The organism is Streptomonospora nanhaiensis (assembly GCF_026642255.1).
Classification (GTDB): domain Bacteria; phylum Actinomycetota; class Actinomycetes; order Streptosporangiales; family Streptosporangiaceae; genus Nocardiopsis; species Nocardiopsis tropica.
The window spans coordinates 3912419-3925035 of sequence record NZ_CP113264.1 but is presented as its reverse complement, the minus strand read 5'-3'; the positions used below and the strand labels follow the sequence as shown (position 1 = coordinate 3925035).

Genomic DNA, 12617 nt, shown 5'->3' with positions numbered 1-12617 from the left:
ACCGGCACGGTCCCGTGGACGTGGTGATGGCCCGGGCCGCCGTCCGCGGGGGCGCCGACGCAGGCACCGCCCGGGCCGCCGTCCGGTCGTGCGCCTTCCGGGGCGGACAGCCGCTCCCGTCGACCCCTCACGCGTGAAGGTCGGCCATGACCAGGTAGGCGTCGCCGGGCAACGCGTCGAGGAGCGCGTTCGTGCGGCGCAGGTACTCGCGCCGTGCCTGCCGTGCTTCGGGGCCGTCACCGGCCCCGGGCAGGTGTTCCACGGCGTACCAGGTTCCGTCCGTGTCGATGAGGGCCCATCCCGGCACCGCGCCCCGACGCGCCTGTTCCACGAACTCCTCCCGGGGCGTGGAGTAGTGCTCGACCGCGCGCACGGCGAAGTGCGTGAGTCCGGCTCCTGTGAGCTCCCGGACGGCGTCCTGGGCATGGTAGGCCTTCATGGCGGCCGTCCGTTCGGCCTGGGCGGTCCTCCCCGCCGGCGTCCGGACGTGCGCGGCCGTCGCCCCGGGGCGCGTGCGCTCGGCCCTTTCCCCGCCCCGCAGGAGGAACGCGCGGAGCGTCTCGGCGTCGGGGTGGCGCCGGAGTATCCCCGTGGCGCGGTCCCACCTGTCGGCCGCCCTCCCGGCCGCCGCCTCGCGCTGCGCGTCGAGGTCGAGCAGGGATGCGGGCGCCGCCGTCACCATGCGGGGTTCGCCGTCCTCGGCGGGCAGGACCCGGGGGTCGTCGGGGTCCGTGCACAGGAACGCGTTCTCGAACCGGCCTCCGATCATCCACCGGTCCCACCAGCGGCCGGGCGGGTCCGTGTCCTCGCCCGCGTAGTCGGGTTCCCCCAGCAGGGGGAGCAGCTCCCGCAGGAGCACCTCGCCCGGGGCGGCGCCCGCCGAGGTGTCGGGCGGCTTCGGCAGGACCACGACGACCTGGTGGTGGGACACGTTCGCCTCCTGGGGGTTTTCGGTGGGCGGAGCAGGATCGCACGGACCCACGACACGACGGCTTCCCCGACGGTCTCGTGGCCACCGGTCGAGAGCTCCGTTCGCAAGGCGTCCGCGGCGCTGCGGGCGAGGAGCGGTCGTGTCGCCGGCCGACACCGGATCCAGGGCCGCACACGACCACAACCGGGTTGACCTGCGCACTCGGAGGGCAGGCCGATACGGGACACGCCGCCCCGACTCGACAAGCAAGTGGTTACTTGCCTATCATGGTGGCCGTGGCCGACCAACTCTTCAAAGCTCTGGCCGACCCGACTCGCCGCACCATCCTCGACGAGCTCACGGAGAAGTCCGGGCAGACGCTGTTCGAGATCTGCTCGCGGCTGAGCATGAGGCACCGGCTCGGCATCTCGCGCCAGGCGGTCTCCCAGCACCTCGCCGTGCTGGAGTCCGCAGGGCTCGTCGAGACCAGGCGGGAGGGCCGCTACAAGTTCCACGACCTGAACACGGCCCCGCTGCGGCACATCGCCGAGCGGTGGCCCCTGCCAGACGCATCCGGACCGGAGGGGAACACCCCATGAAGATTCACATGACCAGCGTCTTCGTCGACGACCAGGCCCAGGCCGAGCAGTTCTACACCGAGGTCCTCGGCTTCGTGAAGAAGCACGACGTCCCGGTGGGCGAGAGCGACCGGTGGCTGACCGTCGTCTCGCCCGACGAGCCCGACGGCACCGAGCTCCTCCTCGAGCCCGCCGCCCACCCGGCCGCCAGGACCTACCGCGACGCCCTGGTCAAGGACGGCATCCCGCTCGCCCAGTTCGCCGTCCAGGACGTGCAGGCGGAATACCAGCGCCTGCGCGGCCTCGGCGTCCGCTTCACCCAGGATCCCCTGGAGATGGGACCGGTCACCACCGCCGTCCTCGACGACACCTGCGGCAACCTGATCCAGATCGCGACCGTGCCGCAGTAGGCGGCGACCCGCGTGCGCAGGGCCGCGGGCGGCGACCCGCCCGCGGCCCTGCCCGGGTCCCGTGCCCGGGGCGTCAGAACTGGTGTTCACCGCCGTCGACGTACAGGGTGGTGCCGAGCATGAAGCTGCTGTCGGGGGAGGCGAGGAAGGCCACGGCCGCGGCGACCTCCTCCGGGCGCCCCATGCGGCCGAGGGGGACCCCCGCCGCGAGGCCCGCCTTGGCGGCGGCGGCGTTCTCCTCGCCGACGGCGCCGTCGATGCCGGGGGTGTCGATGGCGCCCGGCGAGACGGCGTTGACCCGGATGCCCCGGCCCTTCAGCTCGTTGGCCAGGGTCCGCGCCAGGGACCGCACCGCGGCCTTGGACGCCGCGTACAGGCCGTAGTCCTCCCAGCCGTCGTCGGCGCGGATCGAGGCGTTCAGGACCACCGACGCGCCCTCGCCCAGCAGCGGCAGGGCCTTCTGTACGGTGAGCAGCGTGCCCCGGACGTTGACGCCGAAGGTCCGCTCGAACTGCTCCCCGGTGGCCTTCTCCAGCGGTGCGAACGAGACCGCGGCCGCGTTGGCGAACAGCACGTCCAGGCCTTCGCCGCGCTCCCGGACCGCGTCGTACAGCCGGTCCAGGTCGGCGGGGTCGGAGATGTCGCCCGCGACCGCGGTGGCCGCGGGGCCGATCGACTCCGCGGCCCGCGCCAGCACGTCCTCGCGCCGGCCGCTGATGAACACGTGGGCGCCCTCGGCCGCCAACCGCGCGGCGGTGGCCAGGCCGATCCCGGTGCCGCCGCCGGTGACGACGGCGGTCCTGCCTTCCAGCTGTCCCATGGGCGCTCTCCCGAAAATTTAGGTACCGAGTGGTACAGAACCAGACCCTAGCACTTCTGTACCGATTGGTACCAATGGTGCGGGTCGACGGCTCGGAACCGTGCGAGGACCGGGCGTCCCGATGTCCGCGCAGGTGCCCCGGCCCCGACCGGCGGGGCCGGGGCGGACCTGCGTTTTCGCCCCCGGTCGCCGGGTAGTCGTGTGCGCGAGGCCCACCGAGAGGCGCGACCGGGGCCGGGGGAGGGGAGCCGATGTCCACACCGACACGGGCGCAGCCGCGCCCGCGCCACGGCCGCAACCTGACCGCCGGGATCCTGCTCGGGCTGGGCACCGTCGCCTTCGTCGACGAGGTGGTCTTCCACCAGCTCCTGCACTGGCACCACTTCTACGACCTGTCCACCAGCGACGTCGGCCTGGTATCGGACGGGCTGTTCCACGCCTTCAGCTGGTTCGCCACCGTCGCCTCGCTGCTGATGGTCGCCGCACTGCGCCGCGAACGCGCCTTCCGGGGCGCTGCCTTCACCGCGGGATGGCTGACCGGGGCGGGGTTCTTCCAGCTCTACGACGGATTGGTCCACCACAAGGTCCTGGGGCTGCACCAGATCCGCTACGGGGTGGACCTGGTGCCCTACGACGTGACCTGGAACGCCGTCGCCGCCGTCCTGCTCGTGTCCGGGATCGTGCTGTGGACCGTGACCGCACGACGCGCGGGCCGGTCCGCCGCAACCACCGGGGCCGGGGCCTGAGCATGCACCACCACGGACACCACGGGACCGAAACCGCTCTGCTCGGCCCGGGCGGGTGGGCGGCGGCGATCCTGCTGGTGGCCGCACTGGCGGCCTACCCGGCCGCGGTGTCGGCCCTGTACAGGCGCGGTACCGCCTGGCCGGCGTCCCGCACCGCGTCGTGGGCGGCCGGGTGCCTGTGCGTGGGCGCCGCACTGGTCGGCCCCCTGGCCGAACGCGCCCACCACGACTTCACCGCCCACATGGCCGGACACGTCCTGCTGGGCATGCTGGGCCCGCTCCTGCTGGTCCTGGCGGCCCCGGTCACCCTGGCCCTGCGGACCCTGCCGGTGCGCGCGGCCCGTCCCCTCGCCCGAATACTGTCCTCGCCCCCGGCGGCCGTCCTGACCGACCCGTTCGTGGCGGGTGCGCTCAGCGTCGGCGGCCTGTGGGCGCTCTACCGGACCGGCCTGTACGCCCTCACGCACACCGACCCGCTCCTGCACGCCCTGGTCCACGCGCACGTGTTCGCCGCCGGGTACCTGTTCGCCTTCGCCGTCCTGGGCGGCCCCGACCCGGCGCCGCACCGCCCCTCCCCGCCGTGGCGGGCAGCGGCCCTGGTCCTGGCGATCGCCGTGCACAACATCCTCGCCAAGACCCTCTACGCGGCCCCGCCCGAGGGAGTCCCCGCCGAGCAGGCCCGCGCGGGCGCGGAACTGATGTACTACGCGGGAGCGCCGGTGGAGATCGCGCTGATCTTCCTGGTGTGCCGCCCCTGGATCCTGCCGCGCCGAAGGACCTCCGACGGTCCCGGGATCGGCTCCGCACAGGTCACCTGACGCCGTGCCCGGGGCGCCTAAGCGCCCGGGGCCTCGGGCACGGCGGCCCCGGACACGAGGGGTCGGCCGCCGCCGACGGCTGTGCCCGGCCCGCTCTCCTCCCGGTCCCTCCGCGCCGACAGTGACACCACGTCACATCCCCACCCGTACGAACGTCATGGTGCATCAGTGACGTGGTGCGACTGCCGGACGGCGGCGCCGACGGCTGGAATGGGGACATGCCAACGCAACCAGTCATCGAAGTCGAGCACCTGAACGTGAAGTACGGCGACTTCCACGCCGTGAAGGACCTGTCCTTCCACGTGGGGCGCGGGGAACTCTACGCGCTGCTCGGAACGAACGGGGCCGGGAAGACCTCGACCCTGGAGGCCGTCGAGGGCCACCGCCCCGCCACGTCCGGCACCGTGCGGGTCTTCGGGAGCGACCCGCGCGACCGCCGCGGCGTACGGCCCCGCACGGGCATCATGCTCCAGGAGAGCGGCTTCTCCCCGGACCTCACGGTCCGGGAGTCGGTCCGCCTGATCGGCCGGCTCAGCAGGCGCACGGACAGCGTCGACCGCCTGCTCGGCGTCGTCGACCTCACCCGCAAGGCCGGCACCAAGGTCTCCCAGCTCTCGGGCGGCGAGAAGCGCCGGCTGGACTTCGCCACCGCCGTGTACGGGGCACCGGAGCTGGTCTTCCTCGACGAGCCCACCACCGGCCTGGACATCCAGTCCCGGGACGCCCTGTGGGAGGCCGTGGACCGGCTGCGCGAGGACGGCTCCACCGTCGTCCTGACCACGCACTACCTGGAGGAGGCCCAGCAGCGCGCCGACCGGATCGGGCTCATGCACCAGGGCTCCTTCCACCGCGAGGGGACGGTCTCCGAGCTCACGCGCACGCTGCCCGCCACGGTCCGCTTCTCCCTCGCGCCCTCCGCCCCGGCGCTGCCGCTGCCCGCCGTTCCCCAGGGCGACGGGTCGTTCCTCGTCGAGACCACCGGTCTGCAGGAGGACCTGCGCGCGCTCCTGAACTGGGCGCACGACCACGGGGCGGAACTGCGCGACCTCCAGGCCGGGCCGACCCGCCTCGACGACGTCTTCCGCGCCATCGGCAGCGAGTAGACCGTGCGGTCCCTCCCGGACCCGGCCGTCGCCGGCCGCCCTTCTTCCGCAACTTCCAGTCAAAGGATCCCCGCCATGCTCGCGATCGCTCACGGTGAGCTGATCCAGATCTTCCGGAACCGGCTGATCCTGGTCACCATGCTCGTCATGCCCGCGGCGTCCAGCGCCTTCTACATGTACCTGCACGACCGCATCCCGGCCCTCGACCTCGGGGCCGTCGCCGCGGTGCTGATGTTCCTCGTCGTGACGATGGGGCTCTACACCACCGCCGTCACCACGCTAGCCTCCCGCCGCCAGAACCTGTTCCTCAAGCGGCTGCGCTCCACCGCGGTGGACGACACCCGCATCCTCGCCGGGCTGCTGCTCCCGGTCACCGCGATCACGCTGGCCCAGGTGGGCGTGGTCCTGGTCGTGCTGTCCGTCGTCGCCGACCCGCCGGCCGACCTCCTGCTCACAGGGGCGGCCACCCTCGCGACGGTGGTCATGATGATCGGACTGGCACTGGCCACGGCCGGGGTGACGAACTCTCCCGAGCACGCCCAGGTGACCACCCTGCCCGTCCTCATCGGCGTGCTCGCCGTGTCCGGCTGGGTCGGGTTCACCGGCACCGAGGAGCTCACCCTGCTCAAGCGGCTGCTCCCCGGCGGTGCGGCTTCCGAGCTGGTCGTCAACGCCTGGAACGGCGGCGTCCCGCTCTCGGAGTCGCTGTTCCTGTTGGCCCCGACCCTGGCCTGGGTCGTCGTCGCCGTCACCCTGGCAACCCGGATCTTCCGGTGGGAACCGCGCCGCTGAGCCGAGGAGCCGTGGGCGCGCGGACGACGGACGCCGAGGGGGCGGTGCTGAGGGCCGCGGACGGCGTCCGGGCGCCCGCGCCGGGAACGGTGCGGGCGCGGCAGCGCTCGGGCAGGCGCCCGCGAGCCCGCCGCGGAGGGGAGCCCGCTACGGCAGCCAGTTCCGCAGCGCCATGTCGGCGCTGTCCTGGAGCTCGTCGCGGCCGAGGCCGTTGGCGGCCTGGACGGCGATGCCGAACGCCACCGTCATGATGTACCGGGCCAACCGCCGCGGGTCGGCGTCCTCCGGGAGGTCGCCCTCGTCGACGGCCCGCCGGAAGCGCTCCTCCACGCGCAGCGTCGCGTCGTTGCGCCAGGCGACGAGCATGTCGTGCGCGGGCCTGCCCCCCTCACCCGACGCCAGCGCGCCCTGCACGCCCAGGCACCCGGGAGGGCCTCCGGGGAGGGTCGTGGTCCGCACCGAGCCGCGCAGGAGCGCCTCGGCGACCTGCCGGGCGGTCGGCTCCTCCATGGCGCGCGCCGCGTAGGAGGCCGGCCCCTCGGTGTAGCGCTCCAGGGCCTTGCGGAACAGCTGCTCCTTGTTGCCGAAGGCCGCGTACATGCTCGTCTTGGTGATCCCCATGGCGCCGGTCAGGTCGGCGAGGCTCGCCCCCTCGTAGCCCCTCTCCCAGAAGACGCGCATGGCGCACTCCAGCGCCTCGTCGACGTCGAACTCCCTGGGACGGCCGATGACAGTACTCCGGGAAACACCCATGCCACGATCCTAACCGGTCGGTACAGAAACCCGGGGCGAGGAGCCGCGGCCGGGCGGGCCCCGGCCTCCGCCCGGCCCCGCGCGGATGCCCTCCGAGGGACCGGCGGGGACGCGCCCACGTGGGCGCGTCCCCGAACCGCGCCCCGGGAAGGGCGTCCTACGCCAGGGATCTGCTCCGACGAGCGACGGGGGAGTGGCCGGCCCGGCGGGCACAGGTGTTCAGGCGCGGCCGCTGCCCGTGCCGGGGAGCATGACGGCGATCTGGCCGCGGATGTCCTGGACGATCTCCTCGACGCTCGCCGTGATGTTCACCGATGCCGCCATGCTGAGGAACATGACGGCCGACACGGTGTGCGCCAGTGTCGCGGCCTCGTGTTCGCCGATCCCGGGGCCCCGACCTATCAGGGCGGCGATGCTCGCCTCGGTCCGGGCCGTGATCGTGAGGGCGTCACGGTGGTGGGGCTCCTCGGGGTCGCCGAACACCATCTCGCGAAGGTAGGTGCGTCCGTTCTCGATCTGCGTGCGGTTGCACTCGACGATCGGGCGCACGACGGCCATCACGGCGTCCACCGTGTCGGTGATGCCCTCGGCGTCCCTGACCCCCCGCTCCAGGGACTCGGAGTAGTGGGAGTTCTGTACCAGCAGAAGCAGTTCGCCCTTGCTCTTGGCGTAGAGGAACAGGGTGCCGGTGCCGATGTCGGCGCGCTCGGCGATCTGCTGGGTGGTGACCTCGTCGATCCCGTGCTCCGCGAAGAGCTCGCCGGCGGCGGCGGTGATGCGTTCGAGTTTTTGCTGCTTGTTGCGCTCGCGTCGCCCCTGCGCCCGGGAGGCGGATGGCATCGTGCCCTCCTTGGGAATAGAGACTGACTAGACTCAGTTATGAGCATAGTCATTTAAAGTGTGGTGCCTACCTGACCGGGCTCATTCTCCCACGCGGGTGCGGAGCGCCCCCTCCCAAGGCGGCATCCACGACCGATCGACGTCACGGAGCAACCGACCCATGAACAGTTCCTCGCTCTGGCAGCCCTTCACCCTCGGCCGGGTGAAGCTTCCGCACCGCCTCGCACTGGCGCCGATGACCCGCAACCGCGCCCACCCGGACGGCACGCCGGGTGACCTGGCCGCCGAGTACTACGGCCGGCGCGCCTCCCTCGGACTGGTCATCACCGAGGGCACACAACCCTCGGAGGACGGACAGGGCTACCCCAACACCCCTGGCATCCACACGCCCGCGCACATCGAGGGCTGGCGCCGGGTCGCCGACGCCGTCCACGACGGTGACGGGGCGCTCTTCATCCAACTGATGCACACGGGCCGCATCGCCCACCCCGACAACACACCGCACCACCGCCGGCCGGTGGCCCCCTCGGCGATCTCCGCCGATGCGGACATCTTCACCCCGACCGGCCCCCGGAAGACACCCGTGCCCCGCGAGCTGAGCATCGGGGACATCCAGGCCACCATCTCCGACTTCCGGCACGCGGCGGCATCCGCGATCGCCGCCGGCGCCGACGGGGTGGAGATCCACGGCGCCAACGGGTACCTGCTCCACCAGTTCCTCTCCCCGAACTCCAACCAGCGCACCGACACCTACGGCGGGTCGGTGGAGAACCGCGCCCGGTTCGTCGTCGAGGTCGCCCGGGCGGTGGCCGAGGAGATCGGCGCGGACCGCGTCGGAATCCGACTGTCCCCGGCCTTTCCCCTGGGCGGGATCGACGAGGGCGACACCGAGGGCGTGCGCGCCCAGTACCGTCACCTGGTCGGTCGGCTCGCGGACCTGAACCTGGCCTACCTGCACATCCACCACATCGGGGACGACGACCTCCTTCGGTCGCTGCGCGCTGTGTGGCCCACCGCGCTGCTCGTGGTCCGCTACGGGCGCACCCGGGAGCAGATCGCCGACGACATCGACGCCGGGCTCGCCGACATCGCGCCCCTGGGCCGCTTCGCGCTGGCCAACCCCGACATCGTCGAACGCCTGCGCAACGACGCCCCGCTCAACGAGGTGGACCCGACCACCCTGTACGGCGGCGGCGCACGGGGCTACACCGACTACCCCACTCTGGCCACGGACTGACGGGCCCCGCAACCCCACCCGGATCCCCCACAGCGAACAGTTGAGGAGAACGAACATGCCCACACTCGACGGATCCGTCGTCCTGGTCACCGGAGCCAACGGCGGTATCGGCACACACTTCGTCAACGAGGCCCTGGCGCGCGGCGCCACCAAGGTCTACGCCACCGCGCGCAAGCCCCGGACCTGGGACGACGAGCGCATCGTCCCCCTGCGTCTGGACGTCACCGACCCTGTCTCCATCCGGGAGGCCGTCGAAGCCGCCGGTGACGTGACCATGCTGGTCAACAACGCCGGGACCTCGGTGTCCAGCCCGGGAATCCTCACGCACACCGACGAGGAGATCCGCACCAACGTCGAGACCAACTTCCTGGGCCCGCTCTTCCTCGCCCGCGCCTTCGCCCCCGTCCTGTCGGCGAAGAAGGCGTCGGCCATCATCGACATCCACTCGGCGCTGAGCTGGTACGCCGTAGCCGGCATCTACAGCGCGACCAAGGCCGCACTGTGGTCGGCGACCAACTCCCTACGCCTGGAGCTCGCCCCTGAGGGGGTGCACGTCGTCGGAGTGCACGTGGGCTACGTCGACACCCCGATGGCCGCGCACTCCGCCGGTCCCAAGACCGACCCCGCCGGCCTCGTGCGCGCCGTGTTCGACGCCACCGAGGCCGGACAGTACGAGGTCCTCGCGGACGAGGACTCCGTCAAGGTCAAGGCCGGGCTCAGTGCCCCGATCGAGGCGCTCTACCCCCAGCTCGACGCGACGAACGCCTGAGACCCCGGTGCCGGGCGCCGCGGCCGTGCGTGTCACGGTCGCGGCGCCCGGCACCGGCGCGGTGGGCCGCTGCCCGAGGGCGGGGGACCCGCACGGCGTTCGGCGGCCTCGCCGGGTGCACGCGCGGGGCCCTGCACCATCCCCTCCCTGGCCCCGGCCCCCGGCCCCCGGCCGTCGGGGTCCGGGGACGTTCCCGCGGCGTCAACGGGTGAGGAACTCCACGGCGACGGGGGCGAACTCCCGGTGGTACTGGAAGATGCCCCCGTGGCCCGAGCCGGGGTAGATGACCAGTTCGGAGCCGGGGATGCGCCGGTGCAGGTCCTCGGAGAGCACCGAGGGCACCATGCGGTCGTTGTCCCCGTTGGCGATCAGGGTGGGCTGAGCGATCACCGACAGGTCGGCGGGCGTCGAACGCCCCCACCTCTTGATGGCCTTCAACTGCTTCTGGAGGGCCTTGACCCTGATGGGTGCGTCGCGATCCGCGGTGCGTTCCCCAAGCCGCTCGACGAACGCCTTCCCTGCCTTCTTGCCGGTGGCGTCGCGGTTGAAGAACAGGAACTCCTTCGGGTCCGACCGGGTCAGCGCCGCCCGCGCCATGTCGTAGTACGTGGTCCTGGCGACCTTGTCGATGTCCTTGCCCCCGGCGGGCCCGGTGCCGGTGAGGACGAGCCTGCGGACCAGTCCGGGGTGCTCGCTCGCCAGTACCTGGGCGACCATGCCGCCGAGGGAGAAGGCGAAGACGTCGATCTCCCCGAACCCCAGGGCCCTGACGAAGGCGGCCGCGTCGGCGGCCATGGCCTCCACCGTGTCGGGGACCTCGCCGGTCGAGGCCCCGACCCCGCGGTTGTCGAAGGCGATGACGTGCCGTTCCCGGGCGACGGGATCGACGATGCGCGGGTCCCAGTTGTCCAGGGTCGCGGCCAGGTGCACGAAGAACACGACGGGGATGCCCCCTCTCGGCCCGAGTTCCCGGTAGGCGTAGGTCACCCCGCCCGCGGTGACCGTGCGGGTCGGCGCCTTCGCGTACGAGGTGTTGACCGGTTCGTCGCTGGTCTCGCTCATGATGGTTCCCCTGATGGTGTGTCGGCACGGGACGGCTCGACGGCGGTGGACGGTTTCCGACGAGTGGTCATGTGCGGCTGATGACGGCCTTGCCGCGGATGCCTCCCTCCGCCAGGGCCCGCAGGGCCTGGGGCGCCTGTTCGAAGGGGAACACCCTTCCCACGACGGGGCGCAGCTCCCCGGCGTCGACGAGGGCGCTGATCCGGCGCAGCTGGTCGCCGTCGGCGCGCATGAACAAGAACTCGTACGTCACGCCGAGTTTCTTGGCCTGGCGGCGGATCCCCGCGCTCAGACCGGTGATCGCCAGGCGCAGCAGCGGGTTCAGGCCGATCTCCCGGGCGAAGTCCGGGTCCGGCGGTCCGGAGATCCCGATCGCCTTGCCGCCGGGCCGGAGCACACGCAGCGACTTCTCCAGGTTCTTGCCGCCCAGGCTGTCCAGGACCAGGTCGTACCCGCTCAGCACCTGCTCGAAGTCCTGGCTGCGGTAGTCGATGACGGTGTCCGCGCCCAGCTCACGGACGAAGTCGGCGTTGGAGGCGCTGGCGGTCGTCGCCACGTGCGCACCGAGGTGTTTGGCGAGCTGGATGGCGATCGACCCGACGCCACCCGAGCCCGCGTGGACGAGGACCTTCTGGCCGGGCCCCACGCTGCCGCGTTCGACCAGCGCCTGCCAGGCGGTGAGCGCCACCAGCGGCAGCGAACCCGCCTCCGTCATGGGGATCGACGAAGGTGTGGGGGCCAGGTCCGCCTCGGAGACGGCGATGCGTTCGGCGAAGGTACCGATCCGGTCCTTGCCGGGCCGGGCGTACACCCGGTCGCCGGGTTTGAAACCCCGGACCTCGGCGCCGACGCCGATGACCGTTCCGGCGACGTCGTTCCCCAGGATCAGCGGAAACTTGTAGGGCAGGATCTGCTTGAACTCGCCGACACGGGTCTTCTCGTCCAGCTGGTTCAGCCCGGCGGCCTCCACCCGGACGAGCACGTCCCCTTCCCCGACGACCGGTTCGGGGACCTCGGTCTCCCTCGGCTCCTCCTTGTACCGGGTGATGACGAACGCTCTCATGCCCTGTCGCTCCTTCTCCGTGGGGCCGGGTGTGGTGTCGGCCGCTGCGCACTGCGCGGAAGGGACCGTCCCGCGGTGGTGCACGCGTTGCGGTGCGGGAAGTCGGAGCCGCCTCCGGCCGGTCACGTGAGCGGTGGCGGTGGGGCCGAGGCCACGAGCTCGGATGCCGTTGTCCGGTGTGCCACAGGCCGGCCTCTCCCTGACCTGGACATACCCGGCTTTAATGAGTGTAATCAAAAATGAGTATACTCATAAATTGTGCAGAGGGAGAGCCTGGCCGTGTGCAGGCGCGTGACGCAGCGGCGAGGCGCCAACGCCCCGGCGGCGGCGCCGTGGACCGAGGAGAGCGAGTCCGGCAGGAAGGCCGCCGAGCGCCGCGCCGTGATCGCGGTCGGGTCTGGACTCCAGGAGTGCGGCCGCACCGGGTTCGGCGCCCTCGCCGGGAACCGGGAGACACTCCATCACCGGTGGGGCCGTGCCCGCCCACCGTGGCCTCCGGGGCCGACATCCGATCGAGGCCCTGGCGGACAGGGTCGGCATCATCGCGGCCGCTCCGCCGCGCTGCGGCCCGGGGTGCCGGCTCGGCCGGGCGGGCTCCCGGCCTCCGCCCGGTCCGGGGGTGACGCCGCCCTGGCGGACCGGCGGGGACGCGCCCACGTGGGCGCGTCCCCGAACCGCGCCCCGGGAAGGGCGTCCTACGTCAGGGGCAGGCTCCG

General features: G+C 72.4%; 14 protein-coding genes. 8 read left to right on the top strand and 6 right to left on the bottom strand.

The annotated features are described in order from the left end of the window. Positions 1 to 127: 127 nt before the first annotated feature. Positions 128 to 931: a hypothetical protein gene (locus OUQ99_RS17005; RefSeq protein WP_267944741.1), complete on the bottom strand. Its 804-nt coding sequence runs from the start codon at positions 929 to 931 to the stop codon at positions 128 to 130. A gap of 266 nt (positions 932 to 1197) precedes the next feature. Here OUQ99_RS17005 and OUQ99_RS17000 point away from each other — a divergent pair, with 266 nt between their 5' ends. Both OUQ99_RS17000 and OUQ99_RS16995 read left to right on the top strand, forming a co-directional pair. Beyond that, a complete protein-coding gene (locus OUQ99_RS17000; RefSeq protein WP_267950409.1) occupies positions 1198 to 1509 on the top strand; it encodes an ArsR/SmtB family transcription factor in 312 nt (103 codons plus the stop codon). Then, positions 1506 to 1898: a VOC family protein gene (locus OUQ99_RS16995; protein ID WP_267944740.1), complete on the top strand. Its 393-nt coding sequence runs from the start codon at positions 1506 to 1508 to the stop codon at positions 1896 to 1898. The genes OUQ99_RS17000 and OUQ99_RS16995 overlap by 4 nt, the downstream gene beginning before the upstream one ends. A gap of 73 nt (positions 1899 to 1971) precedes the next feature. Here OUQ99_RS16995 and OUQ99_RS16990 read toward each other — a convergent pair whose 3' ends face one another. Further along, on the bottom strand, positions 1972 to 2718 hold the full coding sequence (locus OUQ99_RS16990) for an SDR family NAD(P)-dependent oxidoreductase (protein WP_267944739.1): 747 nt from the start codon (positions 2716 to 2718) through the stop codon (positions 1972 to 1974). 251 nt (positions 2719 to 2969) lie between these two features. Here OUQ99_RS16990 and OUQ99_RS16985 point away from each other — a divergent pair, with 251 nt between their 5' ends. The 4 genes from OUQ99_RS16985 (at position 2970) to OUQ99_RS16970 (ending at position 6177) form a co-directional block, all read left to right on the top strand. Beyond that, on the top strand, positions 2970 to 3464 hold the full coding sequence (locus OUQ99_RS16985; RefSeq protein WP_267944738.1) for a DUF2243 domain-containing protein: 495 nt from the start codon (positions 2970 to 2972) through the stop codon (positions 3462 to 3464). After that, on the top strand, positions 3404 to 4282 hold the full coding sequence (locus OUQ99_RS16980; RefSeq protein ID WP_267944737.1) for a cytochrome c oxidase assembly protein: 879 nt from the start codon (positions 3404 to 3406) through the stop codon (positions 4280 to 4282). Before OUQ99_RS16985 ends, OUQ99_RS16980 begins: the two co-directional genes overlap by 61 nt. 218 nt (positions 4283 to 4500) lie before the next feature. After that, positions 4501 to 5385 (top strand): ABC transporter ATP-binding protein, encoded by an 885-nt coding sequence (locus OUQ99_RS16975; RefSeq protein WP_267944736.1) that lies wholly within the window; start codon positions 4501 to 4503, stop codon positions 5383 to 5385. 75 nt (positions 5386 to 5460) lie between these two features. Then, entirely contained in the window at positions 5461 to 6177 is a 717-nt protein-coding gene (locus OUQ99_RS16970; protein ID WP_267944735.1) for an ABC transporter permease, read from the top strand. 147 nt (positions 6178 to 6324) lie between these two features. On the opposite strand, the gene OUQ99_RS16965 is transcribed toward OUQ99_RS16970, so the two are convergent. Together OUQ99_RS16965 and OUQ99_RS16960 are read right to left on the bottom strand one after the other, a co-directional pair. After that, on the bottom strand, positions 6325 to 6930 hold the full coding sequence (locus OUQ99_RS16965; RefSeq protein WP_267944734.1) for a TetR/AcrR family transcriptional regulator: 606 nt from the start codon (positions 6928 to 6930) through the stop codon (positions 6325 to 6327). Positions 6931 to 7149: 219 nt separating this feature from the next. Continuing rightward, positions 7150 to 7770, bottom strand: coding sequence for a TetR/AcrR family transcriptional regulator (locus tag OUQ99_RS16960; RefSeq protein WP_267944733.1), 621 nt, complete (start codon positions 7768 to 7770; stop codon positions 7150 to 7152). 160 nt (positions 7771 to 7930) lie between these two features. Between OUQ99_RS16960 and OUQ99_RS16955 the strand changes: the two genes are divergently transcribed. Beyond that, positions 7931 to 9007 carry an alkene reductase gene (locus OUQ99_RS16955; protein WP_267944732.1) on the top strand — a complete coding sequence of 359 codons (1077 nt, stop codon included), beginning with the start codon at positions 7931 to 7933 and terminating at the stop codon, positions 9005 to 9007. Positions 9008 to 9062: 55 nt separating this feature from the next. Next, the gene (locus tag OUQ99_RS16950) at positions 9063 to 9776 is read left to right on the top strand and encodes an SDR family oxidoreductase (RefSeq protein ID WP_267944731.1); all 714 of its coding nucleotides are present in this window, start codon (positions 9063 to 9065) and stop codon (positions 9774 to 9776) included. Positions 9777 to 9977: 201 nt separating this feature from the next. On the opposite strand, the gene OUQ99_RS16945 is transcribed toward OUQ99_RS16950, so the two are convergent. Both OUQ99_RS16945 and OUQ99_RS16940 read right to left on the bottom strand, forming a co-directional pair. Next, entirely contained in the window at positions 9978 to 10838 is an 861-nt protein-coding gene (locus OUQ99_RS16945) for an alpha/beta fold hydrolase (RefSeq protein ID WP_267944730.1), read from the bottom strand. Between the two features lie 67 nt (positions 10839 to 10905). After that, a complete protein-coding gene (locus OUQ99_RS16940; RefSeq protein ID WP_267944729.1) occupies positions 10906 to 11901 on the bottom strand; it encodes an NADP-dependent oxidoreductase in 996 nt (331 codons plus the stop codon). Between the last annotated feature and the right edge of the window lie 716 nt (positions 11902 to 12617).